The sequence below is a fragment of the Aminobacterium sp. EBM-42 genome (assembly GCF_001896635.1).
GTDB classification, from domain to species: domain Bacteria; phylum Synergistota; class Synergistia; order Synergistales; family Aminobacteriaceae; genus Aminobacterium; species Aminobacterium colombiense.
Genome location: NZ_MPPC01000010.1, coordinates 39,767 through 64,441, shown reverse-complemented (window position 1 = coordinate 64,441; position 24,675 = coordinate 39,767). Strand labels below are relative to the sequence as shown.

General features: G+C 47.6%; 27 protein-coding genes and 1 other RNA gene. 3 read left to right on the top strand and 25 right to left on the bottom strand.

The features are described from left to right. The first annotated feature begins 25 nt into the window (after positions 1 to 25). Positions 26 to 1,327, top strand: coding sequence for an NCS2 family permease (locus tag BUC50_RS02310; RefSeq protein WP_013048571.1), 1,302 nt, complete (start codon positions 26 to 28; stop codon positions 1,325 to 1,327). A 117-nt stretch (positions 1,328 to 1,444) separates the two neighbouring features. Here the strand turns inward: BUC50_RS02310 and frr are convergent, their stop codons facing one another. From frr to rpsB, 4 genes are all read right to left on the bottom strand, one after another. Continuing rightward, on the bottom strand, positions 1,445 to 2,005 hold the full coding sequence (gene frr / locus BUC50_RS02305; RefSeq protein WP_013048572.1) for a ribosome recycling factor: 561 nt from the start codon (positions 2,003 to 2,005) through the stop codon (positions 1,445 to 1,447). After that, complete coding sequence (gene pyrH, locus BUC50_RS02300) at positions 1,998 to 2,729, bottom strand: UMP kinase (protein WP_013048573.1); 732 nt, start codon at positions 2,727 to 2,729, stop codon at positions 1,998 to 2,000. Before pyrH ends, frr begins: the two co-directional genes overlap by 8 nt. Positions 2,730 to 2,800: 71 nt before the next feature. Next, positions 2,801 to 3,397: a translation elongation factor Ts gene (gene tsf, locus BUC50_RS02295; protein WP_013048574.1), complete on the bottom strand. Its 597-nt coding sequence runs from the start codon at positions 3,395 to 3,397 to the stop codon at positions 2,801 to 2,803. Positions 3,398 to 3,418: 21 nt separating this feature from the next. Next, a complete protein-coding gene (gene rpsB, locus BUC50_RS02290) occupies positions 3,419 to 4,219 on the bottom strand; it encodes a 30S ribosomal protein S2 (RefSeq protein WP_013048575.1) in 801 nt (266 codons plus the stop codon). Between the two features lie 231 nt (positions 4,220 to 4,450). Between rpsB and BUC50_RS02285 the strand changes: the two genes are divergently transcribed. Further along, positions 4,451 to 4,789 carry a metal-sensitive transcriptional regulator gene (locus BUC50_RS02285; RefSeq protein ID WP_213700041.1) on the top strand — a complete coding sequence of 113 codons (339 nt, stop codon included), beginning with the start codon at positions 4,451 to 4,453 and terminating at the stop codon, positions 4,787 to 4,789. 26 nt (positions 4,790 to 4,815) lie between these two features. Here the strand turns inward: BUC50_RS02285 and ffs are convergent. Continuing rightward, positions 4,816 to 4,914: signal recognition particle sRNA small type (gene ffs / locus BUC50_RS02280), an RNA gene on the bottom strand. A gap of 75 nt (positions 4,915 to 4,989) precedes the next feature. Continuing rightward, entirely contained in the window at positions 4,990 to 5,442 is a 453-nt protein-coding gene (locus BUC50_RS02275; protein ID WP_273015035.1) for a YbhB/YbcL family Raf kinase inhibitor-like protein, read from the bottom strand. Between the two features lie 133 nt (positions 5,443 to 5,575). Here BUC50_RS02275 and BUC50_RS02270 point away from each other — a divergent pair, with 133 nt between their 5' ends. Continuing rightward, a complete protein-coding gene (locus tag BUC50_RS02270) occupies positions 5,576 to 6,868 on the top strand; it encodes an amidohydrolase (protein WP_286677123.1) in 1,293 nt (430 codons plus the stop codon). A 55-nt stretch (positions 6,869 to 6,923) separates the two neighbouring features. Here the strand turns inward: BUC50_RS02270 and pepT are convergent, their stop codons facing one another. From pepT to BUC50_RS02175, 19 genes are all read right to left on the bottom strand, one after another. Beyond that, positions 6,924 to 8,159 (bottom strand): peptidase T, encoded by a 1,236-nt coding sequence (pepT, locus tag BUC50_RS02265; RefSeq protein ID WP_286677122.1) that lies wholly within the window; start codon positions 8,157 to 8,159, stop codon positions 6,924 to 6,926. 87 nt (positions 8,160 to 8,246) lie between these two features. Next, the gene (gene mgtE, locus BUC50_RS02260; RefSeq protein WP_013048579.1) at positions 8,247 to 9,623 is read right to left on the bottom strand and encodes a magnesium transporter; all 1,377 of its coding nucleotides are present in this window, start codon (positions 9,621 to 9,623) and stop codon (positions 8,247 to 8,249) included. A gap of 281 nt (positions 9,624 to 9,904) precedes the next feature. Beyond that, the gene (locus BUC50_RS02255; RefSeq protein WP_286677121.1) at positions 9,905 to 10,771 is read right to left on the bottom strand and encodes a hypothetical protein; all 867 of its coding nucleotides are present in this window, start codon (positions 10,769 to 10,771) and stop codon (positions 9,905 to 9,907) included. A 140-nt stretch (positions 10,772 to 10,911) separates the two neighbouring features. Beyond that, entirely contained in the window at positions 10,912 to 11,274 is a 363-nt protein-coding gene (locus BUC50_RS02250) for a DUF192 domain-containing protein (protein WP_286677120.1), read from the bottom strand. Positions 11,275 to 11,291: 17 nt separating this feature from the next. After that, positions 11,292 to 12,173 carry a type II secretion system F family protein gene (locus BUC50_RS02245; protein ID WP_286677119.1) on the bottom strand — a complete coding sequence of 294 codons (882 nt, stop codon included), beginning with the start codon at positions 12,171 to 12,173 and terminating at the stop codon, positions 11,292 to 11,294. A gap of 12 nt (positions 12,174 to 12,185) precedes the next feature. Beyond that, positions 12,186 to 13,115, bottom strand: coding sequence for a type II secretion system F family protein (locus tag BUC50_RS02240; protein WP_286677118.1), 930 nt, complete (start codon positions 13,113 to 13,115; stop codon positions 12,186 to 12,188). A gap of 2 nt (positions 13,116 to 13,117) precedes the next feature. Further along, a complete protein-coding gene (locus BUC50_RS02235; RefSeq protein WP_286677117.1) occupies positions 13,118 to 14,461 on the bottom strand; it encodes a TadA family conjugal transfer-associated ATPase in 1,344 nt (447 codons plus the stop codon). Continuing rightward, entirely contained in the window at positions 14,462 to 15,577 is a 1,116-nt protein-coding gene (locus BUC50_RS02230; RefSeq protein ID WP_286677116.1) for a CpaE/TadZ family protein, read from the bottom strand. Continuing rightward, positions 15,574 to 16,728 (bottom strand): type II and III secretion system protein family protein, encoded by a 1,155-nt coding sequence (locus tag BUC50_RS02225; RefSeq protein WP_286677115.1) that lies wholly within the window; start codon positions 16,726 to 16,728, stop codon positions 15,574 to 15,576. Before BUC50_RS02225 ends, BUC50_RS02230 begins: the two co-directional genes overlap by 4 nt. Beyond that, positions 16,728 to 17,594 carry a Flp pilus assembly protein CpaB gene (gene cpaB, locus BUC50_RS02220; protein WP_286677114.1) on the bottom strand — a complete coding sequence of 289 codons (867 nt, stop codon included), beginning with the start codon at positions 17,592 to 17,594 and terminating at the stop codon, positions 16,728 to 16,730. The genes BUC50_RS02225 and cpaB overlap by 1 nt, the downstream gene beginning before the upstream one ends. Positions 17,595 to 17,609: 15 nt before the next feature. Continuing rightward, entirely contained in the window at positions 17,610 to 18,599 is a 990-nt protein-coding gene (locus tag BUC50_RS02215; RefSeq protein ID WP_286677113.1) for a pilus assembly protein TadG-related protein, read from the bottom strand. Positions 18,600 to 18,604: 5 nt separating this feature from the next. Continuing rightward, positions 18,605 to 18,991, bottom strand: coding sequence for a TadE/TadG family type IV pilus assembly protein (locus BUC50_RS02210; RefSeq protein WP_286677112.1), 387 nt, complete (start codon positions 18,989 to 18,991; stop codon positions 18,605 to 18,607). 32 nt (positions 18,992 to 19,023) lie between these two features. After that, entirely contained in the window at positions 19,024 to 19,500 is a 477-nt protein-coding gene (locus BUC50_RS02205; RefSeq protein WP_286677111.1) for an A24 family peptidase, read from the bottom strand. Positions 19,501 to 19,609: 109 nt separating this feature from the next. Beyond that, positions 19,610 to 19,780: a Flp family type IVb pilin gene (locus tag BUC50_RS02200; protein ID WP_286677110.1), complete on the bottom strand. Its 171-nt coding sequence runs from the start codon at positions 19,778 to 19,780 to the stop codon at positions 19,610 to 19,612. Between the two features lie 217 nt (positions 19,781 to 19,997). Then, a complete protein-coding gene (locus tag BUC50_RS02195) occupies positions 19,998 to 20,675 on the bottom strand; it encodes a response regulator transcription factor (RefSeq protein WP_286677109.1) in 678 nt (225 codons plus the stop codon). Beyond that, positions 20,675 to 21,820, bottom strand: coding sequence for a sensor histidine kinase (locus tag BUC50_RS02190; RefSeq protein WP_286677108.1), 1,146 nt, complete (start codon positions 21,818 to 21,820; stop codon positions 20,675 to 20,677). Before BUC50_RS02190 ends, BUC50_RS02195 begins: the two co-directional genes overlap by 1 nt. Before the next feature lie 264 nt (positions 21,821 to 22,084). Beyond that, entirely contained in the window at positions 22,085 to 23,269 is a 1,185-nt protein-coding gene (locus BUC50_RS02185) for a thiolase family protein (RefSeq protein WP_286677107.1), read from the bottom strand. Then, positions 23,266 to 23,967, bottom strand: a complete 702-nt coding sequence (locus BUC50_RS02180) for a 3-oxoacid CoA-transferase subunit B (protein WP_013048596.1) — start codon at positions 23,965 to 23,967, stop codon at positions 23,266 to 23,268. Before BUC50_RS02180 ends, BUC50_RS02185 begins: the two co-directional genes overlap by 4 nt. Beyond that, positions 23,951 to 24,658: a CoA transferase subunit A gene (locus tag BUC50_RS02175; RefSeq protein ID WP_273312135.1), complete on the bottom strand. Its 708-nt coding sequence runs from the start codon at positions 24,656 to 24,658 to the stop codon at positions 23,951 to 23,953. Before BUC50_RS02175 ends, BUC50_RS02180 begins: the two co-directional genes overlap by 17 nt. Positions 24,659 to 24,675: the final 17 nt, after the last annotated feature.

Below are 24,675 nucleotides of genomic sequence, written 5' to 3'. Positions count from 1 at the left end.
CAATGAAACAGGAGGTTGTAAAACCATGGCTTCATGGCTTGAAAAACGTTTTAAAGTGCGGGAAGCAGGAAGTGACGTGCGTACTGAAATTTTGGCGGGGATAACGACCTTTATGACAATGGCGTATATTATTTTCGTCAATCCAAGTATTATGGAAAGTGCAGGAATGCCTTTCGGTCCCGTAATGACCGCCACATGCCTCGCAAGCGCTTTTGCCACTCTTCTCATGGCATTCCTAGCCAACTACCCCATTGCTCTTTCAGTAGGCATGGGGCTTAATGCCTTCTTTGCCTTCGGAGTAGTCCTTGGAATGGGGATCAGCTGGCAAACCGCCTTGGCCGCCATATTCACTGAAGGCGTCATTTTCATACTCCTTACATTAACACGTCTTCGCGAAGAAGTGGTCAACGCCATCCCAACATCCCTAAAGATAGGCATCTCTACAGGTATCGGCTTGTTTATTACATTTATCGGCCTTCAAAGCGCTGGCATTATTGTTAACAACGATGCTGTTCTGGTGGGCATGGGCAATTTGAAAACCCCCACTGCCCTCTTAGCCATCCTCGGCTTCTTCATAATGGTCACCATGGAAGCCCGGCGAATCAGAGGAGCCATCCTCTGGGGCATACTCATCATTACTGCGGCAAGTATCCCACTAGGTGTTACAAACATGCCTAACGGCCTCATTTCAATGCCGCCATCTATTGCCCCCATATTCGCAAAACTTGACTTTTCTTCTATTCTGAACCCCAACTTCTGGATAGTTGTCTTTACCTTTTTCTTTGTAGATTTCTTTGACACAGTTGGAACCCTTGTAGGCGTAACCCACAGAGCAGGAATGCTCGATGCCGAGGGTAACCTTCCCAGAGCAAAAGAAGCTCTTCTTGCCGACGCTATTGGAACCGCAGCCGGCGCCATTCTGGGAACATCAACAGTTACATCATATGTAGAAAGCGCCAGCGGCGTAGAACAGGGAGGCCGGACAGGTCTCACCGCTCTTGTAACGGCAGTCCTTTTTATTTTAGCTCTCTTCTTCAGCCCATTAGTTGCCATTGTTCCCGCCTGTGCTACGGGCCCTGCCCTTGTTATGGTTGGCATCTTTATGATGATGAGCTTAAAACAATTTGATTTTACCGAGTGGACAGACCTCGTTCCAGCCTGTATCGCTATTTTTACTATGCCATTCAGCTACAGTATTGCGGCAGGAATCGAATTCGGAGTAATCAGTTTTGTCATAGTAAAGTTTTTCACCGGGCGCAAATATCAAATCAGTCCCATGATGGTCTTCCTCTTTGTGGTATTTATCCTCAAGGAGATATTCTTTTAACAGACTGGCTATCAACTAAGCTGTTGCGGTTTCAAAACTGAAAGGGATAACAAGGGCCCCCGTCGATCGATCCAGTATCTCGACGGGGGCCCTTGAAATAAAAACAGTGAATCGTGGCTAGTCTCCCTCAATAATTTCTTTTTCTTTCACTTTAAGCACTTCGTCAATCTTTTTGATGAAGTCGTCTGTTATATCCTGAACATCTTTTGTATATTTCCTCTGTTCGTCCTCGCTGATAACAGAATCTTTCTCCATCTTTTTCAGTGTGTCGTTTACTTCCCTTCGAATGTTACGAACAGCGATCCTGGCCTCTTCAGCGTATTTTGATACAACCTTAGAGAGCTCAATACGCCGTTCCTTTGTTAGTTCGGGAAGGGTAAGACGAATGTTCTCTCCATCGTTCTGGGGATTAATGCCAAGAGAAGATGCCTGAATGGCCTTTTCAATCCCTTTAAGAATAGACCTATCAAAAGGAGCAATCAGAATTTGCCGCGCTTCAGGAACGGAAACTGTCGCCAACTGCTTAATGGGAGTCTGGCTTCCATAGTAGTCAACCCTGATGTCGTTTACCAGACCTGGGTGTGCTCTACCTGTTCTGATACTGATAAATTCCTCTTTGAGATGCTCGATGACCTTCTCCATTTTCTCACTCATGGTTTTTATAGCTTCTTTAGGCACTGTATACTTCCTCCTCCCCTGTCGAAACTATTGTTCCAATCTTTTTCCCATCAACCAGAAAATTATGTAAATTGCCTTTTTTAAGGACATTAAGAACCACTATTGGAATACGGTTTTCCATACACAAGGAAAAAGCCGCCGCATCCATTATTTCGAGCTGCTGCTTTAGAGCTTCCATGTAGGTAATTTTATGCAAAAGCACGGCATCGGGGTTTTTTTCAGGATCCGCACTATATATACCATCTACCTTCGTCGCTTTCAACAAACAATCTGCGTCAACCTCCGCCGCCCGTAGGGCAGCAGCCGTATCTGTGGAGAAATAAGGAGACCCGGTCCCCCCGGCAAAAATAACAATCCGTCCCTTTTCAAGGTGCCGAATGGCCTTTCTTCTTATGTAAGGCTCCGCTAGCTGCCTCATCTCAATGGCTGTCTGTACCCGGGTGGGCACCCCCAGCTTTTCAAGTACATCCTGCAATGCCAGAGCGTTTATGACCGTAGCCAGCATTCCCATAGAATCAGCCTGAGCTCTCTCTATGCCCATGGTTTGAACATCTCTGCCACGAAGCATATTACCGCCGCCAACAACCATGGCAATCTCTACTCCCGTACGTGCTACTTCTGCAATTTCTTCACAAATCGAATGTATTGCTTCTAAATCAAGACCGAAACTTTTCGAGCCGGCCAATACTTCTCCAGAGAGTTTTAGCAACACCCTTTTTACCATGGCATACCCCTCCAACAGAATATTAAGGCAAAAAAAAGGCGAGGTCTCTTTTGGCCTCGCCCCTGTAATTATTACTCGCCGATCGCGAAACGGGCGATTCGTCCTACTTTAATGTTTTCACCCAGTTTAGCAATATGTTCGATTATAAGATCGTTTATTTTTTTATCGCCATCGCGAATATAGGCCTGATCAAGAAGGCATGATGTTTCAAAATACTTCTGCACTTTTCCTTCAGCAATTCTGTCCACAATATTCGCAGGCTTGCCTTCTTCAAGAGCCTGCTGCCGATAAATTTCTTTTTCTCTTTCTACAACATCTTCAGGCACTTCTTCTGAAGAAACAAACAACGGCGCGGAAGCCGCCACCTGCATCGCAAGCTCGTGGCCAAGCTCCTGGAACTCATCTGTTTTCGCCACAAAGTCAGTTTCACAGTTTAACTCCACCATTGAGGCAATCTTGGCATTGGTATGAATATAACAGAAGACCCTTCCATCCTTGGCGCTGCGGCTTGCCTTCTTTGCAGCCTTTGCTATCCCCTTCTCACGAAGATAGTCAATCGCCTTTTCCATATCACCCTTTGTTTCTGCCAAAGCGTGTTTACAATCCATCATACCTGCTCCGGTACGCTCTCTTAGTTCTTTTACTGCAGATGCACTAATCGCTGCCATGCTCAATACGTCCTCCCTTAATTATTCTTCTACTTCTTCAGTATCGTCATAAACTTCGTGGAGCCGCTCTCGCACGGAAATAATGTCTTCATCCGTCACTTCTTCCCCTTCTTCAACGACTTTCTTTACATCAGCATCTTCACCCTGACGGCCTTCGATCATGGCATCTGCCATAAGGCCAGAAATCAATTTAATTGCGCGAATCGCATCGTCGTTACCGGGAATGGGGTAATCTATCATTTCAGGATCACAGTTGGTATCTACAATAGCTATTACGGGGATACCCAACTTCTTCGCTTCAAGAATGGCAATTTCCTCTCTCCGGGGGTCAATGAGGAACAGCGCATCGGGAACATTTTTCATTCCGGCAATTCCACTGAGATATTTCTCAAGTTTAGCCAGCTCTTTTTTAAGAAGGGCAACCTCTTTTTTAGGAAGATTGCTCCAATTATCTTCTGCCGCCATCTTACGAAGTTCTACCATGCGGGTTACACGTTTGCGGATAGTGGAGAAATTCGTTAAAAGGCCGCCAAGCCACCGCTGATTGATAAAGTACTGGCCGCTGCGCTCCGCCTCTTCACGAATAGTATCCTGTGCCTGTCGTTTTGTTCCGACAAAGAGAAGAGAACCATTATTCTGAGCTATCTCACGAACGAAAGCATAGGCTTTTTCAAGGCCCCGAACAGTTTTCTGCAAATCGATAATATAAACGCCATTTCTCTCTGTGAAGATGTATGGTTTCATCTTCGGATTCCAACGTCTCGTCTGGTGACCGAAATGGACGCCACACTCAAGAAGCTGCTTCATACTTACTACTGACATAATAACCCCTCCTACATAATTGGTTTCTTATTCCCTCCACAAACATCCCTTGGAAGTGGAACCTTCGCAGCTCAAAGGCACCCCCACTTCCATCAGTTTATGTGTGTGATATGGGCCAACGGAAAGTATATCACATTTTATGAACGCCCTTCAACTGTTGCAGAAAAAGGGTATACCCTGTATTGTTTGGAGAGTAAAGTTACTAAACAATAGTTTCAAGGAGGATAATCCATGACTAAAAATTCCCTTATCAACAAGCTGGACAACATGTCTCCTACCGGAAAAGCAATGCTCAACAGATTGCGCCGCATAGAAGGCCAATTACGCGGCATTCAGAGAATGATTATCGAAGAAAAACCCTGCTATGAGGTTCTTCTTCAGCTCTCTGCCGCACGCAAGGCCATGCAGAAGGCTTGCATTGAGATATTGAAGAATTACATTAACCAATGCGTCCACGAAGCAAAGGATCCCGACATTGGCAACCTGGAAAAACTCATCGAGGCTCTCATCGACATAGCTCCTGCCGGCATGGTATTTACAGAAGACCAGGAGCAGGAAAAAGAAGAATAAACCGCATATAAAAGCGGTCTTCTCCGGGAGATCCAGCTTCCTGTGGCACCCAAAACGCTCCGCTTACTGCTGCTCCCTCCCGGGCCTGACAGGGTTCACGGTGTTTCGCCGCACAGGGCTGAATCTCCCGGAGAAGACCGCCGAAAGGTATTGTAACAGCCTTTTGAAATGCTGGCAACCTGCAGCCCCTAAAGGTCTGCCTACTTACTAAAACGCCCCATCAGCTCAGTTTTGGCAAGCACATGCCCTTCCATAGACTCTTCAAGAACATGCAATGGGACTCCACCCTTTAGATCAAGCTCCTCATCGAGGGCGTAGAGTGTAAAATAATAACGATGCACACCTGATGGCGGTTGGGGTCCATCATACCCTGACTCACCCCAGCTATTCAGCCCCTGTCGTATGCCATCTGATGTTTCGATAGCGCGTCCCAGATCCGACGGAAGGCAGCATCGTTCAGCAGGAATATTATAAACAACCCAGTGTGTCCATGTACCGGCAAGGGCATCGGGGTCTCTGCACACAAGAGCGAAAGTGCGAGTTTCAACTGGTACATCCTCCCAGCACAGGGAGGGAGCGCTGTTATCAAATCCTCGCCCGTGATGTCGGGGAATCATCTCTCCATGATTAAAACTGGAACTTGTAAGTTTCACCTCTTCCTTCCCCCTTTCTATCATAAATATAATTATAGACGAGAGATATGAAAACACCATAATTTAAATTTAAAAGGTATGATTAACTGTATCGCCGTGATAGGACAATTTCTTTACTTACGGAGGTGTAATAGTGATCTCTCAGGAACTAGAAAAAAAAGTGCTTTTTTATCGCCGTGATTTTCACAAACATCCCGAAACAGCTTGGTCTGAGTTCAGGACAGCATCACTTATCGCTGAATATCTTTACAAAATGGGCTATAAAGATCTACTTTTTGGTTCTTCCATCTTCGATTTCACCTCAGTTATGGGAAGGCCTGATGAAGACATCATCGACCACCACGTAGAGACAGCTATCCGGCAAGGGGCGATAAAAGAATGGATAGATAAAATGGAACGTCATCCCGGAGTGATGGCGATTCTGGATACGAAACGATCTGGCCCCACTGTAGCGCTCCGTTTCGATTTAGACGCCGTGGATATTACAGAAACAAAGGATCCGGCCCACCGCCCGGTAAAAGAAGGTTTTGCTTCGGTACATGACGGAGCCATGCATGCATGCGGCCATGATGGTCACGCTGCCATGGGACTAGGCATCGCCGAGCTTATTATAGAACATAGCAACTCTCTAACAGGAACATACAAGCTTATCTTTCAGCCCGCGGAAGAAGGGGTGAGAGGGGCTAAGGCCATGGCAGACAAAGGCATTCTAGATGATTGTGACTACTTTATCGCAGTACACCTTGGCATGTCCCACCCAACAGGCAAAGTTACTGCTGGAGCGCAAGGTTTTCTCTGCACTACTAAGTTTGACGTTCGCTATACAGGTGTTTCCGCCCATGCCGGCGCCGCTCCTGAAAATGGAAGAAACGCCCTTCTTGCCGCCTGTGCTGCCGCTTTAAACATGCATGCCATAGCACCCCATGGTAAAGGGATAAGCCGTATAAACGTGGGAGTGCTGCAAGCTGGAGAGGGTCGCAACGTCGTTCCTCCCAATGCATTCATGAAAGTGGAAACAAGGGGAGCAACTGAAGAAATAGAAACCTATATGTACAGCAGAGCAAGGGAGATTATCGATGGAGCAGCTAAAATGTACGGTGTTGAAAGTGTCGTCTATGAAACAGGAGCAGCTACGACTGCACGCAGCAGCAATAAAATAGTAGACATCATCGCCAATGAAGCCGTTAAAGTAGATGGAATAACAGAAATAGAAAAAACTGCCGCAGCAGAAGGCAGCGATGACGCTACGTGGATGATGAAACGGGTTCAAAACCTTGGCGGCCAGGCAACCTATATAATAGTGGGATCTAATCTCACCGCCGGACATCATAACAAGTATTTCGACTTCGACGAAAGGTCTCTTTTCATTGGAGTTGACCTTATATTCAAAACCCTTCAGGCCATAGCGAAAAATGGTGCCACATAGCGAAAAATGGTGCCAGGTCTTGAATTTGTGCATACGTACATGGGTATGCACAAATTCAAGACCTGGCACCACAGATGTTTGCTATAATATTTACTATCACTTCTACTCCTTTTTCAAGGGCAAATACCGGTACGTATTCAAAGCGCCCATGGTAATTATGGCCGCCTGTAAAAAGGTTGGGAGTTAAAAGGCCCCGCTGCGAAAGGCTTGAGCCGTCAGTTCCCCCGCGAACAGGAACCACCGTGGGATTCACGCCCGCTTTTTTCATGGCCTTTTCAGCAATTTCAACAATATACATGGCCCCCCTGATCTTTCCCGCCATATTGTAATATTGGTCGCGCAGAGAACAACCTATAACACGAAAACCATATTTCTGCTGTAGACTAAGAATTGTCTCTTTTACAAAGGCCTTACGCTCTTCAAACCTTTCCACATCATGATCACGAATAATATATTCAAGCTCAGCTTTCTCCACATCCCCCCTGAAAGAGAGGAGATGGTAAAAGCCCTCGTAATTCTCTGTTTCCGCAGGAGTCTCCTTTTGGGGGAACATCGAAACGCATTCAGCCCCTATTAGAGCGGCATTTATCATTTTTCCCTTCGCCGTTCCCGGATGAACGTTTCTGCCATGGATGGTAATGACAGCCTTCGCCCCGTTAAAGGTTTCATAGTTCAACTCCCCCACAGGCCCGCCGTCAACAGTGTATGCGAAATCAGCGCCAAAGGCTTCTATGTCAAGGTACGCGGCCTGGTGCCCAATTTCTTCATCTGGAGTGAAACATATTTTAACAGCCCCGTGTTCTATCTCTGGATGGGCAATAAGATACTCCACTGCCGTCATTATTTGAGCCATTCCCCCCTTATCATCCACACCCAGAAGAGTTGTTCCATCTGTAACGATAAGGCCTTCTCCCTTGTAGCTTTCCAGCTCGGGGAAATCCTTTGGGGACAGCACCACGTTCTGTTCTTCGTTCAACAAGATGTCGCCCCCGTCATAATTGGAGACCACTCTCGCCTTTACATTGGCGCCGGATATTTCAGTTGATGTATCAAGATGGGCTATAAATCCAACAGTCGGTACTTTTTTTTTGGCAGTATTGGCCGGAAGTGTTCCCATGACATAGGCATGGCCATCTACAGAAACATCCATCATCCCCATTGTTTTCATCTCTTCAGCCACGTCATGAGCGAGAAGAAACTGCCCTCCAGAGCTGGGAACAAGGCCAGTCCCTTCCACAGACTGGGTATCAAATGCAGTGTAATGTAAAAAACGTTTAACCACAGAAGACATATGCTCCTTCCCCCTTTTGAATGGTGCCAGGTCTTGAATTTTTGCGTACCCCTATGGGTATGCAAAAATTCAAGACCTGGCACCACATCAGAGTCCTAAGACAAAACGAGCTACATTAAAATAAATTAGTAGTCCGGTAATATCAACTATCGTTGTCAGGGCCGGACTCGCAACAATGGCCGGGTCACACCCCAGGGCTGCCGCTCCCATGGGAAGAGCCGCCCCTATAAGGGTGGATGTTATCACCTGTATGGCCAGAGCAAGGGCTATAGCCAGAGCTATCATTGATAAGGTCATATCTCCCGGAATAGCCAGGCTTCTTGATAAAAACAGAACCTTCCCATAAGAAAGCGCCCCAAGAACGGCCCCCAGCATCAATGATACTTTCAATTCCTTGAATAGTACTTTAAAAATATCCTCCAGGTGGAGGTCACGCAATGCCAAGGCCCGTATGATCACCGTGGCAGCCTGGCTTCCTGTATTACCCCCACTATCTGTAAGCATGGGAAGGTAGAGAGCCAAAATCATAAAATGAGCCAATGTGGCTTCAAACCGATGAATTACCATTCCCGATATAAGGCCGATGGCCGCCAAGCCAACAACCCATAGAACCCTGTTTTTAAAGTGGTCCAATGCCGGAGTTTTCAAATAGGATGCCACTTCGTGGCGGCCGCCAATAGCCATGAGTTTTTCAATGTCTTCCGTATGCTCCTGGTTAATAATGTCAATGGCATCGTCATGGGTAATAATTCCGACCAGTGAGCCCGCATCATTTACAACTGGCAGGGCAATAAGATCGTACTTTGCTATTTTTCGAGCCCCTTCTTCCTGGTCTTCCGTTACATGGGCAAAAATAAGATCCCGATGCATAATATCTGAGACCTTGAGAGCAGGATTAGAAACTATGAGATCTTTTAGAGAGACGAAGCCCAGAAGTTTGCGATCCTCCCCTAAAATATAGACGTAATAAATGGTTTCTCTATCAGGAGCCTCCTTGCGCAGTTCCTCAATGGCCTGTGCCACTGTTATTCCCTCTGTCAGGGCCGCATAGTCGGATGTCATAACAGATCCGCACGTTCCCTCTTCGTATGAAACAAGTCGCCTGATATCATCCCTTTCTGCCTGGGCAAGGGCTGGAAGCAGCATTTCCTGGGTGGCATGGGGCAACAGTCTGAATAGATCAGCTCTATCATCTGGAGACATGTCGGTTACAAGAGCCGCCAGGTCAAGACGGGACAGGCGGTTGGCCAAAGCAACCTGGCTGTCTTCATCGATCTGACAAAAAACCTCTGCTCTTTTATGAGGATCGAGAGCAGAGAGCACCGACCATATTTCCTGAGGCTCAAGGGAAGACAAAAAATCAGCAACGATCGCTGGGTGAGCAGAAAGACAAAATTCTTTGATCAAAGAAAAATCTTTGCTCAGCAGAAAACTCTGCAGAGCTTGTGTCAACGAAATATTCATTGGTATCACTCCTATTCAGAGCCCATCATCAGGCCTCCGAAAAAGAGTGTGGCTGTTCCCGTGTGAAAAATCAGCGATACTGAAAGGAGGAGGCCTGCCTGAAAGACGTAATAAATTTTAAACATTCCCTGCTACTAGGGACGTCATCCATGGAACGAACCTCCTTGTAATGTGATAAGTCAACCTGTAACCCTACCCATTGTAACCAAATCCATTAATATTGCAACTTTCATATAAAACTAGGGGCTGCCACGCTGGCAGCCCCTAGAATGCTTCCTTAACTACGAATCGTAACTGGAATCCTCATATCCACCGTAGCCTTCCCATGGGTCGATATCCACATCAATCTCTTCATCACTCATTTCGTCAATATCCACGCCCATATCGTTCCATGACCGCTCCTCTGGACTGAGAATCTCGTTTTCATCACTTTGAGATGCTCTTTCTGCTGTGCGATTCTTTTCTGCAAGAACTTTAAGAGTGGGTTTTTCCCGCCCTGGCACGTCCAGATACACTTCGAGGCGACACCCTCGTTTTCTAGGCGTCCCCTCTCTGGGGATGCTCGTAATTATGGCCTCCACAGGCAAATCTTTTTCCAGAGCCGGGAATATGAACTCTGCCACTTCCCTTGGCAATGTCCCTATCTGCTCTTGCTGCCCTGTCACAACGAAAATATGGTCTTCTTCGACAACAAAGTAAACCGTATCCCCTGCCCGACACTCCCTTAAAATTTCCTGGCGGGATTTGCCGTTGCCATTGGAGAGTGCCGTGTCAAGCACTCTGGAATGAACAGACCGCTCTTCGAGAGGTGACTTTTTTTCTCCCCTTTCACATGGCCGATCGGGGCAAATCTTCGAATAAAGCTCTGGGGAAATATGAAGACGGGAAAAGAAGGCTTCTACAACATTTTTCACTGGAAACTTTTTAACGAGAGGAGCGGTGTTCGAAGGATCCTTAAATTCGATATGAAGGTACGAAACTCCCTTTTCAGAAACTTCCGCTTGCACAATCTCCCCTTCTCCGTAGATGTTATGGACAATGGTCGCTCCCTCAATAAGTGTAATGTTTTCGAAGTTTGTCTCTTCCATATACTTCCGCACAAGGTCCAGAGAAAGCTCTTTCAGTGTTTCTCTCGTTCCGGTCGTCATGAGACTCACCATCCTCTGGTATAACGTTATGTGCGCACATTATAAACTACTTTTCTTATTTGAAAAGGGGGCAACAAAGAGAATGTGAAGAAATATTATTTGGTGTTAAAAAGGAGGCCAAAAATCAATAAAAACAGCCGTTAATGAAAAGTAAGCCGCGACCCAATAGACACTTTTTCATGAGGAATATGGCCCGCTGGACACTCAACAACCATGCGGGCGCCGCGGCACACAGCCATTCTCCAGGGGGCGAGGTCCCAGCGAATATCTAGAACCCGTCCCATCTCGTCAAGAAAGAACACATCTAGGGAAAACCGCATAAAAAAGGTGTGGATGGAATTACAGGGAACCAAAATTAAGCCATAGCCCTTTTTGGGGGGGCAGAACATAAGCCCCCGAAAACGGCTCCAAAAAGAATCCGCATAAAAAAGAGGAAAGAAAAGAAGATTCCCCTCCTGATTTAAAAGGCTAAATAATGAATTATTAATTATCAGATCTGTCATTTAATACAACTCTTTACCTATAGCGTTTTCATTATCATTATAATCATAGGCCCTAAAATAACCACAAAAAGAGACGGAAAAATAAAAAGGATCATGGGGAACAATATTTTAATGGGAGCCTTGCGGGCATGCTCCTCTGCCTTGAGCCTTCGCAGCCGTTTAAGGGTTCCTGCCTGGCTTCGAAGCACTTCACTTACGGCCACTCCCAGCTCTTCTGCCTGAATGAGACTTGCTATGAAGTGGCGCACCTCCTCAATTGGCAGCCGTTCCATAATGCCGCGAAAGGCAGCCTGACGGCTCTCTCCCAAACTTATTTCGTGAAGGGCCCTGGCGAAGTTTTCCCCCATGGGACCACGAAGACGGTCTGCCACACGAGACATGGCCGCGTCAAGGCCAAGACCGGCCTCAACGCTCACCACCATAAGATCCATAACGTCGGGAAGCTGGTTTCGCGCCTCAACCTGGCGCTGTTTTCCCTTGTTGGTAATCCAGAGTCCCGGAATCATATATCCTAGAGCCCCTAAAATAAGAGCTCCAGAGATGCGAAAGGGATCAGGAATAAGAAAAAAAGAAGCCATTGCCAAAATAAGGGCAAGAGAAACCTTCAGCCCGGCCAAAACTTCTCCCCGCAACCCTCTGGGGCGGCCGGCCATAAGGCAGTATCGATCCATACGGGCAATAGCCTCCTTGGGAAAGAAAAAACGGCCAATGCGGCTGATCCTTGCCCGCAAGGGATCAACCACCCGCTCTTTAAAGGAGGCTGTTTCATCGTCCCACTCTTCTGCAAAGCGAAGGGCCCTGTCAAAGGAATCTTCCTTTTCGGGAGAAATGACATTCAATATAAGAAAAACTCCCAGCACTATAACCATCGCTATAAAAGTAATAACCAGAAGATCCATTCCACCACCTCCTTAGTATCGAGGTTTCACTATGCGCATAATTATAACAATACCTATAAGTGCTAGACAAACTGCCGCAATAAGCAATATTTGCCCTGTTGGAGTGGTAAACAAGGGGGTCAAATATCCAGGACTTAGTAAATTAAGGACAATTCCCATAATAAGAGGCATCGCTGAGATAATAACTCCCTCAAAACGTCCCTGAGACGTCAAAGCCTTCATTTGAGCTGCCACATCCTGGCGATCCCGCATAACCCTGGCAATGTTTTCCAAAATTTTGGCCAGGTTTCCCCCAATTTCTCTTTGAATCAATATGGAGGTCACGGCCAGCTCGAGGTCTAGGCTTCCTACCCGTTCTACCCACCTATTGAGTACATCTTCGAGGTCAAGCCCCAGAGAAATTTCTGCCACTACCTGCTGCAGTGTATCTCCCAGCGGCGCTTCTATCTGAGCCCCGGCATTCTGCAGGGATTGCAAAAAACTAAAACCTGCCCTCAAGCCCGAAGAAACCATATCGAGCATGGGGGGGATCTGGCGCTCAAAGCGTTGCAGACGGCGCTGTTTTCGCACCCTGGCTATAATTACGGGAACAATTATTGCAACCACTATGCCTACAGCCAGGCCGAAGGCGCCGCGAAGAAGAAAAAGCAAAAAAGGCACGACTATAATAAGGCCAAGCCAAATCAGCAAAGCTTCATGAAACTTTAAAGGGAGGTCGGCTTTGCTCAGCTCTGCCTCAAACTTTTTTTGAAAGTTATCAGGGGCAAAGGGCCTGCCCCCTGTTTTTTTCTCACTCGTCTGCTTCCCCGCTCGGTCTGAAAAAAACCAGGCTTCAGTTCGTGTCATCTGGTCTTTTTCTTCTCCCACCATGACAAAGAAAAGAATCCAGACCATTAAAAATAGAAGCAGCCCTATAATGAGAGCAAACAACATCCCTCCCATGGTCAGATCCCCCTTCTAGACCTCAATATGTCGCTGGGCAAAGCCACTCCAGCCATATCAAACTTATAGCTGCGATGAGGCTGAATACCCGTGGGATCGAGGTTACCCCGTATTCTTCCCGCGTCATCGAACCCCTGGTGATTGAACAAAAACAGATCCTGCATCTGGATGGTGTCTCCTTCCATACCTGTAATTTCAGATATGGAAGTAACGCGGCGGGTTCCGTCCTTTAATCGCTCCTGATGAACAATGAGGTCGATACCGGAGGATATTTGTTCTCGTATGGCGCGGACGGGAAGCTCCATCCCAGCCATGAGAACCATGCTCTCAAGACGGGAGAGTACGTCCCGGGGGGAATTGGCGTGGAGCGTGGTCAGAGAACCGTCGTGGCCCGTGTTCATGGCCTGAAGCATATCAAAGGCCTCTTCACCGCGGCACTCACCCACTATAATACGATCGGGCCTCATGCGCAGGGAGTTGCGAACAAGCATGCGAATGGTTATGGCCCCCGTACCCTCTATATTAACGGGACGGGATTCCATACGCACTACGTGATCCTGCTGCATGCTCAGCTCTGCCGCGTCTTCAATGGTAACAATACGCTCTCTGTTTGGTATAAAGCTTGAAAGCACATTAAGGGTGGTGGTTTTACCTGAACCTGTTCCCCCTGTGACAATAATGTTATATCGAGCCTCTGTGGCAACCCGCAAAAAGCTCACAGACTCATCAGAAAGAGTGCCTAGGGCAATGAGGTCCTGGGCTGTAAATGGCTCCCGTCTGAACTTTCGCACCGTCAACGTGGGGCCATCAATAGAAACAGGAGGAATCACCGCATTGACACGGGAGCCGTCGGGCAGACGGGCATCCACCATGGGGGAGGCCTCATCGATGCGCCGCCCCAGAGGTGCCACTATTTTGTCGATAATACGCCGTATGTGATTATCATTATTAAAGAATACATCGGTAGGCTCGATTTTGCCCCACCGCTCTACAAAAATCTGCTCGCAGCCATTTACCATAATTTCTGTCACTGTGTCGTCATCGAGCAAGGGCTGAATGGGGCCGTATCCGAAGACCTCGTTCAAAAGATCATCGTGAAGGCGACTGATCTCTAAGGCATTGAGGCCCTTTACCTCTTCGAGCAAAGCTTGTATTTCAAGGGTAATCTGCTCTTTAACGAGAGGGGATTTTCCCCAATCGGGCTTCGAGGCAACCTCTTCCATATCTATCTCATCGGCCAGACGAGAGAGAATGCGGCGATGGGTTTCGCGGTAGAGCTCTGATACGCTTCCTCGTCCCCGCCTGTCTCCCCCCGTATTTCCAGCAATCCGTCGTAAAAGGCTCATTTAAAGGCTCACCTTCTCCTTACCAACAAGCTCTGAGGCTATCTCCCGTATGACTTTAGAGTAGGGAGACCGAGGCTGGCTTAAAATAAGGGGCTCTCCCTTCAGCCAACCCTTTTCAAGCTTTTCGTCAAAGGGAAGCAGACCCTTTACACCATATTCCCTTTGTATCTTCTCTACAATAGACCGGTCTTCCCGCCCCGCCTTATTAACAATAACCCCCCGCTCTATCCACGATATTCTCAGCTGATCGAGCAAACCTGTCACTAAGTGGAGATTTTTAACGCCGGTACAGCTGCAATCTGTAACGAGCCAGATCCGCTGGCATCCTTCTGCCAATTCAATGGTTATATCTCCAAAGTTTCGGTGGAGGTCAACAACAATATAATCGAACCGGTCAGAAAGAGACTCTATAAGGCGGTCCCCCATGCCGGATTTTACCAGTTCCGCCTGTACAGGGTTCTTGGCCGTCGGCATAATCATAAGATCTTTTGGGCCAAGGGCCAAATATCTTTCGCCATCAACAGTTCCGCTCAGGCATTCGTTAGCCCAGCTGGTCCAGTTCAACTCATAGGGGGTATTGAGCAAAAAAGCCACATCCCCCATATAGAGATCGCCGTCTATCAATGCTGTTCTCTTACCCATAGAAGCAAGCTGCAAGGCAAGGGATATAGAAAAAGACGACCCTCCCGCCCCGCCGCGGCAGCTTAATACAGCAATTCGCTCTGCCTGGCGGGTTCCCCCTTTAGAAAGGGTTTCTGTATTTACCCGCCTGATAGAATCCACCAGTTCGCTGCTGGCAAAGGGCTTTAACAGATAATCTCTGGCACCCGCCTGCATGGCCTTTCGCAAAAAGGCCACGTCTTTTTGTACAGACATCATAATAACCCCTGGCGCACCGGGCATATGGGCCAGTTTTTCTGCCAAATCCGTACCGTCGCCATCGGGCAGCTGAAGATCGAGAAGCAAAACAGAAGGCCTGAGGCGAGTGACCGTTTCCATAACACCTTCAAGGCAGTCGCTCTCGCCGATGATTTCCATATCCGGCTCGATCTGGATCATGCCCCGAATCACATCTCTTGTAACAGCATCGTCATCTACAACGTAAACCCGAATCATAGGCTCACCACCTCCGGTGTTACCGTGATTACGAGTTCAGTTTCATCGTTAGTAAACTCTCGGCTCTTGAAGAGTTCGCCAATAATGGGAATATCCCCTAATAAGGGTATCTTCTTAACGAGCTTTGACTGCTTATTGTCGAGAAGACCTCCAACTACAAGGGATTCGTTGTGGCCGAGTCGCACTTTATTGGCTATTTTTCTTGTTCGTATGGCCGGAATCTTAATGCCCTGGGTTTCAATGGCATTCTCCCAATCTATTTCGCTCACTTCGGCTTCAAAGGTCAGCCAGATCTCGCCGATTCCGTCAAGTTCGGGAGTAAATTTCATAATGACGCCATAGGGTTTCCATTCAATCTCTATTTCGTTGTTATCCACACCTACCGGCACGGGAATTTCCCCGCCTACATTAAGGGAAGCCTCTTCGCCGCTCAATGTAGTAAGATAGGGCCTGCTTAAGATCTTCGCCTCCTTGTTCTCTACAAGGGCATTGATCCAGGCATTGATCTTGGCAGAATAGTGAGCGCCTTTAGTGTAATCGAGCATATGGCCTGTGTCGGGCGTTAAATCAAAAATCCCCCAGAAAGTACCCTCCTGACCTTCAAGACGTTTCATGCCAAGGGCATCGCCATCCTGCTTCTTCACTTCCATCACCACGGCCCTCAGCTTTATCTGGGGAGCGCTATCCACTTCGAGAAGATTTATAACCTTTTCGCCAAAAGCACCGGCAATGGCCACTGCGCGAAGCCTGTCCCGAGGGGTTTTTACCTTTCCCTCGAGGACTACGGCGCCTCCCCGAACTGTAACATCTATGTTTTCGGCTTGAAGCAGCTCCTTAAGTTCCCAGGAAGGGGCCTCTATGGAAGGGTGGACAAGAATTTTCTCCATATGCATGCCCGCGGCATCCCAGACAATAAGGGCCGCACCCCCTTCTACCTTGCCTGTGAGCAGTACCTGGTTGTTATCAAGGGGAATGGCATCAAGCACGTCTGGATTTCCCACCGACATTCGCTTGACATTCTGGTATTTCAGCACCGCGCTGTCGCCCACATCAAGATGATAGGTAGCCGCCAATACAGGAAGGGCGCCCACCACAACTGTTAAAAACACAACGGCAAAAAACACCCATAGTTTTCTTTTAAGGCAAGCCATCAGCGAGACCTCCCATCAGGAGATACAGTTACTGTGGATACATTTCCAGGTTGTATCATTTCTATTTTCCAACCTTGAGGAACAGCCCTGACGCTTCTTTTCGCAGCCGGTTTTGGAGGGGCAGATTGGGCTGCTGCCTTCTGAGGCTCAGGAGAAACTTCAGGCCCCTTATAGACCACTGCGGGAGTCAAAGTCTCTTCATTGGCAGGACGCAGGGCCAGCCATACGCTTCCCAGGCTCTGGGCCCATGCGGCTACTGCTGCCTCTTCAGGAGAAACTTCTACCACAGCTGACCTGGCGAGCATTTCTTTTTCTTTGGTTCCCTCTTTTTCCTCTTTTCGGGTGAGAACGCCGCCAAGGGCAAGAACTTTCACCCGTGAGAGAAGAAGGCGGGAAGTGGGGCTCACCGCATCTTTTTCACGATAGACATGGAATACATCAACGTAATCTCCCGGACGAAGGAGCCCTCCCGTCGCTATCACTTCATCAATGGGCAAGGCAATGGCCACGCGCCCATCAGGAAGCTGGAAGGCCACTCCCAATTTTTCAGGATCCAAAGAAAGCTTGCCTTTAAGAACAGGGTCTCCTTCAGAGAGGGCCAGCATAGATGCCTTTCCAACCACTTCATCAAGAGACAGAACCTCACCTGTCGGAATGCTGCTTCGAGGCATGCGAACAACTTTCACGTCTTCAGCAGTGATAATAGAAAAAGCATCCTTGGGACGTGCGGCCACTACCACAGAAACAAGCTCTCTTTCAGCCCGGGCTATCTTTAATTTATAGCTGCGTATCTGCTGATATACCAAAAGCCCTGCCATAATTCCCAACAACAGAGAAACGATTAAAAAAATGCCGCGTTTTTTCACGTCCTCACCTCACTCTCATTGTATTAAACTGACAGAATAGCCGCCAAACTCGGTGCTTCCTCCTCCAGAGCTGCCCGGTATAACCCTTTCAACGAAACGCCCCACAACTCTAGAATTTTTTCCCGAGCCTTCTACTCCCTCAAGAAAGAAGCTGGCAAACCCAACCACCTCAACGGTATCCCGCCCGTGAGCTTCCCAATTATCAACAATGGGAACAAGGATTAGACGAGGGCTCGCATAAAGGTCGTCCAGGTGGGAGGCATACCAGTCCCACGAAATGTGACCCGACTGGTCAAGGATATACTCTATGCCTTCTTTAATGATCTCGAGGGCAACAACATAATCGATGCCATCTTCTGTAGGGCCCGACATGTTACCCGGTTCTGTCGTAATCGTGTCTCCAATGGATATAACGCCATCATATCCATATTTAATTTTTTCACGGTAATTGTTCGCCCCCTTCCCCCCAAGGGCCAATGCGTGAAAATTGCCGCTGGAGGTTCCATCGTGGGGGCCTATCTTTAAAAGATATTGGTCTCCAAACACAAAATCCTGGCTCTGGATACCAAAGGGTCGAAGCCCTTTTGCTGACCCCGCGCCAGAAAGCCGTGCCGCCGCCTCTGCCAGAACGGTACTCTCGTTAACCCCTAAGATGCGGGCAAAGGTCATGGCTATAGTTTCTTGCCCTTCAACATGGCATGTATCTGCATCGGGAAAATCCACGGAGTAGGCTCCATCGCTTTTATTATCGCTGGCAACAGAGCCGGCAACTTGTGCGGCGCTGGCTTCCCGAAGGGCCTGGCTTGCTGATTTGTTTCCAAGCTCCCAGGCCCCCGCAAGGCTTCCCGCATCCACAGCTGTCTGAAGGCGCCAGCGAGCCACAACAAGACGGCCATAGTCAAGAGAGAGGGCACCCGCCCCAAGCAAAACCACCATGGAGGCCGCCACCCACACCAGAACGGCTCCCCTGCTTCGCTTTAATTCTTTTCTATTCTCTCTTCTCATAGCTATCACTCCACCCTGAAAGACGCCGAAGCGTGGGCCTGCCAGTTGGGTACCAGCCCTTCAACAAAGGCCCCCAAGGGCGTCAAAAAAGCGACAGGAGCCTGCACCGTTACCACAGACTCTTTATAAGACCCTTTATCGGTCTCTGTAACATTCACAGAAACCTCTGCACTGGTCCACCGTACGGCCAGAATCTCTTCTACCCTGGATGTTACATCTGCTGCTGACCCGCCCACAGAGGCCATGCGTGCTCCTTCCCGGACACTGTGGTTAAGCGTGAGATACTGCTGCATTATCAACCCAAAATCTATTATCCCCATTACAAGAACAAGCAAAAGAGGCAACACCAGAGCAAATTCAATGAGAGCCTGCCCTCGGTTTCTTTTTTTCAAAACCTCTAACATCCTCATCCCATCACCCCCGCTCACAGCAGGAGATATATTGCGTACCCAATTGCTATTGCCAGGGCATAGGGCACTTTTTCACTACGTTTTGACTGCCCTGTCTTCAAAATGCTTTTAAAAAAACTGCCCGGCCCTCCGGCGAGAGCCACCCAAAAACCTTGGTAATCCACGCGTTTTAAGGCTAGGGCAATTACCACTATCCCGCCTGCTATTGAAGAGTACAAAATTACATAGAGCGCTCCCGGCCATGCAGCCATCGCTCCAGCCGCGGCCAGAAGCTTTACGTCGCCTGCGCCCATGCCTCCCAGCAGATAGGGAATTAAAAACCACCCCAACCCCAAAGCAGCCCCTAAAAGGGACATCGCTACAGAACCATAGGAAGCATGGAAGAGAATCGCTACCAACAGAAATCCATAAGTGAGCCAGTTCGGTACCTTCTTATATTTCAGATCGTAAAAGCCTGCCCAGCAAAGAACTGCCAGCGCCACCCACTCCATACAACTCCTCCTGTTTTAGTAAGAAAGGGCAGGTTTTCCTGCCCTTTCTTAAAAATTCACGATTACACGCTGTATAAAATATGCTTAAAAACTATAAACTATATTAGATTTAAGGAGAAGGAAGCTCCGTCTCAACAGCAGTAAACAGGGCTAAAATTTTTGTTCCAATACCACTTAGAATTACAAAAGCGCCAATTGCGATGGCCCCAATAATCAGCGCATACTCCACCAATCCCTGGCCTTCCTCATCTGTTACAAGATTACGAAGTCTTTTCAACATTTATATTACCTCCCTTATTTATTACTACGATATTTTCCCTACTGTACTGGGATTATAATACACGCTTCATTTTAGATTTAACAGTAACTTAAGAATCATAGAGAAAAAGTGAAACTCATTAAAAAAGGGGGATTTTCCATACACTACATTGGGAAATTTTCCCGATTTTAACATAATTAAGCCTCTATTGAAATAAAACATGCCTGTCTGCTTCAATTCAATTGCTTACTGCCTCTTCATCTTCTGTTGGGGGGTGTTCTGTCAATCCCCACTTCCAGGCCAGCGCGATGGCCTGGCTCTTTTCCTGCACATCCAGTTTCTTCAATATCTGGCACATATGGTTCTGCACTGTCTTGTTTGAAAGAATCATACGCCGCCCTACCTCTCGTGAAGAAAGGCCATGGGATACCCAATAGAGAACTTCTTTTTCCTTAATTGTAAGTGTTTCAATCTTTGATTTAAATTCAGCATGGGGAGAAAAGGATTTAAGGAGCTTTGAGGCTATCAGAGGATCAACGTACCGCGCTCCACTGGCTACCGTACGCAAGGCGTAAAGAAGCTCTGCCAAACCTGAAGATTTTAATACATACCCTTCTATACCAGCTCTCGATACACGGGTTATCTGATCTTCAGCATCAAGGGCCGTTATAACAACAAAGGCACTTTTACATCCTTCTTTTCGAAGAGTGTTTACCACCTCGATGCCATCGGCCCTGGGCATGCGTATATCAAGCATTACCACGTGGGGAGTGGTTTTTTTCACCACATCTATGGCCTCAAGACCATCCCGCGCCTCACCAACAACCTCTATGTCGTCTTCCATGTCAAGAATTTTTCGGATGCTCTCCCGAAAAAGACTGTGGTCATCGGCTAAGACAACTGTAATTTTTTTCATTACCTATCATCCTCCGAAATGGGAACACTCATTAAAATGACAGTGCCGTTGCCAGGAGAGCTGTCGATAGTAAGCTTTCCTCCAAAAAGACGGGTTCGTTCTTCCATATTTGTCAGGCCGTAAGAACCTCGTTCCTGGGCAATAGTTTTCGCCTTAGCCACATCAAAGCCCTTGCCGTTATCAGCGATACGGGCGCTAAACCCATCAGACTTGGCACTGAGGCTTATATCTACTTTTTTAGCGCCGCCTCTTTGTATGGCGTTATCCAGGGCCTGATGAATAATCCTGAAAAGATTGCTTCGCAATGTCATGGAGAGACCTGTAATGTTGCCATCTGTTTGAAAAGATATATCCACACCATATCGGTCACAAGCCTGCTTTGCATATCGCTCAAGAGCTACATCCAACCCTTCTTCAAGGCCCTGTGGGTGTATCTGAAAAAGAAGGGTTCTGATGTCGGAAACTGCCTCTTGCATTTGTGTTTTAACCTTACAAAGCTCTATCTGGGCCTCTTTTATTTTTTTAGCCTCTAAATATCGCTCTGCAAGCTCGCAGAGCATTATGGCCCCAGAAAGCTTTTGGGCAGACCCATCATGAAGATTGCGGGCTAAAAAGCGGCTGTCAAGCTCTGCCAGGCTAAAAGCGGCAGAGAGGAGTTTTATGTTTTTTTCACTGTCGCTGTCTGACACGACTTTAATTCCCTGTTCCTGTAAAAACTCAAGGATAAGACGAAACTTGTTTGCCATTTCTTCGCTTCTGCTAAGGAACTCTTTTACACCATATTCTTCTTTTAGAAGAAAGCTTCGTTGAAGTTTCAGGTTCTGCTTGCGCTCTTGGTGAGTTGAAAGTTTTTTTCGCAACGTGTCTGCTTTTTCGTAAGCCGCGAGTTCTGCTGCAGAGTCCTCTTCTTTCATGGCTTCAACAAGCTCTTGCTGGGCAGCTTTGAAGGCTGAATCAATTTTTGTTGAAGATAGTTGAAGGTAGTCAATGTCTTTTTGATTGGAGTCAAGTTTTTCACGCACTTCTTTAAGTTTCAGCAACTCCTGTTGACGAATCACTGAAACACTCGACAGGTTTAACGCCACATATTTACAGACCTTATCGTAGATGCTCTTTAATTTTGCATGGAATGAATCTTCACTCATAAAGGCTCCTCCACCCATGTAACGGGAAATTTTATCTTATTTTAATAAAAATGCATTCTATATGCAAGAGAAATCATACATTTTCTAGTTCTTTTTACCCAGCAAACAAGGGGGTTTAATCCTTAATAATCGGGATAATTAATCATATAGAATTTATTATATCAAGAATTTTTAGCTATGACAAAGGCTCCCATCATAGAGGATGATGGGAGCCTTGCGCAAGAAATCACCTATTGATTAAATAGAAAGGTTTAATTTTATTTTTTAATTTAAACGTTGTACCACTATAGCGGCAGCCTGCCCTCCTCCAATACACGCGCTTGCGATTCCGAACTCTTTGTCGGTATTTTTAAGGGCATAGAGAAGGGTTGTCAGAATTCGGGCCCCCGATGCTCCTATAGGATGGCCGAGCGCGATAGCTCCGCCGTGTATGTTCAGTTTTTGCATGTCGAAGGGCATGACCCGATGACAGGCGATGATCTGGGCCGCAAAGGCTTCATTAATTTCGATAAGGTCCATATCGTTCATGGTCATTTTTGCCATTTCCAGAGCCAAAGGCATGGCAAGGGTGGGAGCGATGCCGAAACGGTCCGCGTCGAGGGCAGCGCTGGCATACCCTAAGATTCGTGCCATAGGCGCGTGACCTTCGTTTTTTACCCACTCTTCGTTTGCCACAACTACTGCGCTTCCCGCATCGCATAAAGCGGAACTGCTTCCGGCCGTGATCGTTCCCCCTTGTTTAAAGATGGCAGGGAGGCGCCCAAGGGCTTCTATGGTGGTATCTCTTCTGGGTATTTCTTCGCTATCGATGGCAATTTCACCTTTTTTTCGATCTCGAATGATAAGGGGAACGGTTTCTTCGGCATAGAGTTTTTTTTCCATTGCTTCCACGGCTTTCATATGACTTAACAGAGCATATTCATCTTGTTCCTGCCTTGTAATGGTATATTCATCAACAAGGCGCTCTGTCAGCGTTCCCATTAAATCTCCCGCCACAGGGCAAATAAATCCGTCTTGATGGAGTACATCCAACACCTTTTTTTCTCCCATTCGATGACCCCATCGGGCTTCGGGGAGGAGGTAAGGCGTATTGGAGGCACTTTCCATGCCTCCAGCCACACCGGCCTTAATGTCGCCAAGCCTTGCCCGGTCGGACATAAGCATGATGGTTCGCAAACTTGATCCGCAACGTTTATTCACTGTGAAGGCCGGTATGTTTTGAGGCAAGTTTGCCTTAACCATGGCAATACGGGCGGGGTTTGCTCCCACTCCGGCTTGCCAGCCATTCCCCATAATCACCTCTCCAATGTCATCTGTAGCTATACCAGAACGCTTAACAGCTTCTGCAATGGCTTTTCCGCCCAGATCCGTTGCTTCAAAAGGCTTAAGGGAGCCGCCATATTTTCCGCCTGGAGTGCGGCAAGCGCTCAGAATAACAGCTTTTATCATTTGGATGCCTCCTCGCACACTTCTTCTTCAGTTCCTTTCATCAAGCAAAGATCGCTGCTTACCTCTAACTCCATTCCCGTGTTGGCCAGCAATTCCTCGAGGTTTACACCAGGGGCTATTTCTGTTAAAACCATCCGTCCACTTTGTTTTCGAACAACACAGTATTCTGTAACTATGGTAGAAACAACCCCGGCGCCTGTAAGGGGAAGAGAACATTTCTTGACGAGCTTGGGCCGGCCTTTTTTATCAGTGTGGGTTGTAGCAACGTAGACAGCTCTGGCACCAGTGACAAGGTCCATGGCGCCTCCCATTCCGGGAACCAGCTTGCCAGGAATCCACCAGTTTGCCAGATTCCCCTCCTGATCCACCTCCAGAGCGCCGAGCACCGTAGCATCCAGATGGCCTCCGCGAATGAGGCCAAAGCTGACTTCACTCGCCACAATAGAAGAACCGTCGATAAGGCTGAGGCCCCGTCCGCCTGCGCCAATGAAGCGCAGATCAGGCTCTTCTGGAGAGGGGCCTGCTCCAACAACACCGTTTTCAGTCTGCATGATGACCCGAACATTGTCAGGAATATAATCTGAAACGAGTGTTGGAATACCTATGCCCAGATTGACAACCGCGCCGTTATCGAAATCAAGGGCTATCCGCTTGGCAATTCGTTCCCGTACAATCTTTTCATCAAGTTCTGGAAGCATAGTATCCATCTCCTTTCAGCACAAGGATATCTATGAGGATTCCAGGAGTAACTACGTCATTGGGATCTATTTCTCCCTCACGCACAATGGAATCAACTTCTGCTATAACAATGTCCGCGGCCGTAGCCATAGCCGGGTTGAAGTTCCTGTTCGTTCCAAAATAGGTCAAATTCCCCCATCTGTCTGCCTTGTAAGCACGAATAAAAGCTATGTCGGCACGCAGCGGAAGCTCAAGAATATATTTTTTCCCCTCCACTTCTATTGTTTGCTTGCCTTCTTCATAACATGTGCCGACACCCGTCGGCGTCAGAATGCCTCCCAGGCCAAACCCACCAGCACGAATGCGCTCTACAAAACTTCCCTGAGGGACAAGCTCAAGTTCCATTTTGTTTTCGTTGAAGAGGCGCTGGGTTTCCCTGTTGAGCCCAATGTGAGAAGCGGTTACTTTACGCACCTGGCCATTAACTACAAGTTTGCCGTGTCCCACTCCTTGGGGAAATTTATCGTTGGCATATAAGGTATCGTTGGCTATGAGATGCAAGTCCCGCACATCAGCAGCAACCAGGGCATCAACCAGCGTGTAAGGCACACCACCATAGTTGAATCCGCCGACCATCAAAGAGGCGCCTGGCTTGACAAAACGAACTGCTTCTTCTGCCGACATAACAGGTTTAATGGTTTTTTTGGGCATTTGCCGAACCTCCCTTT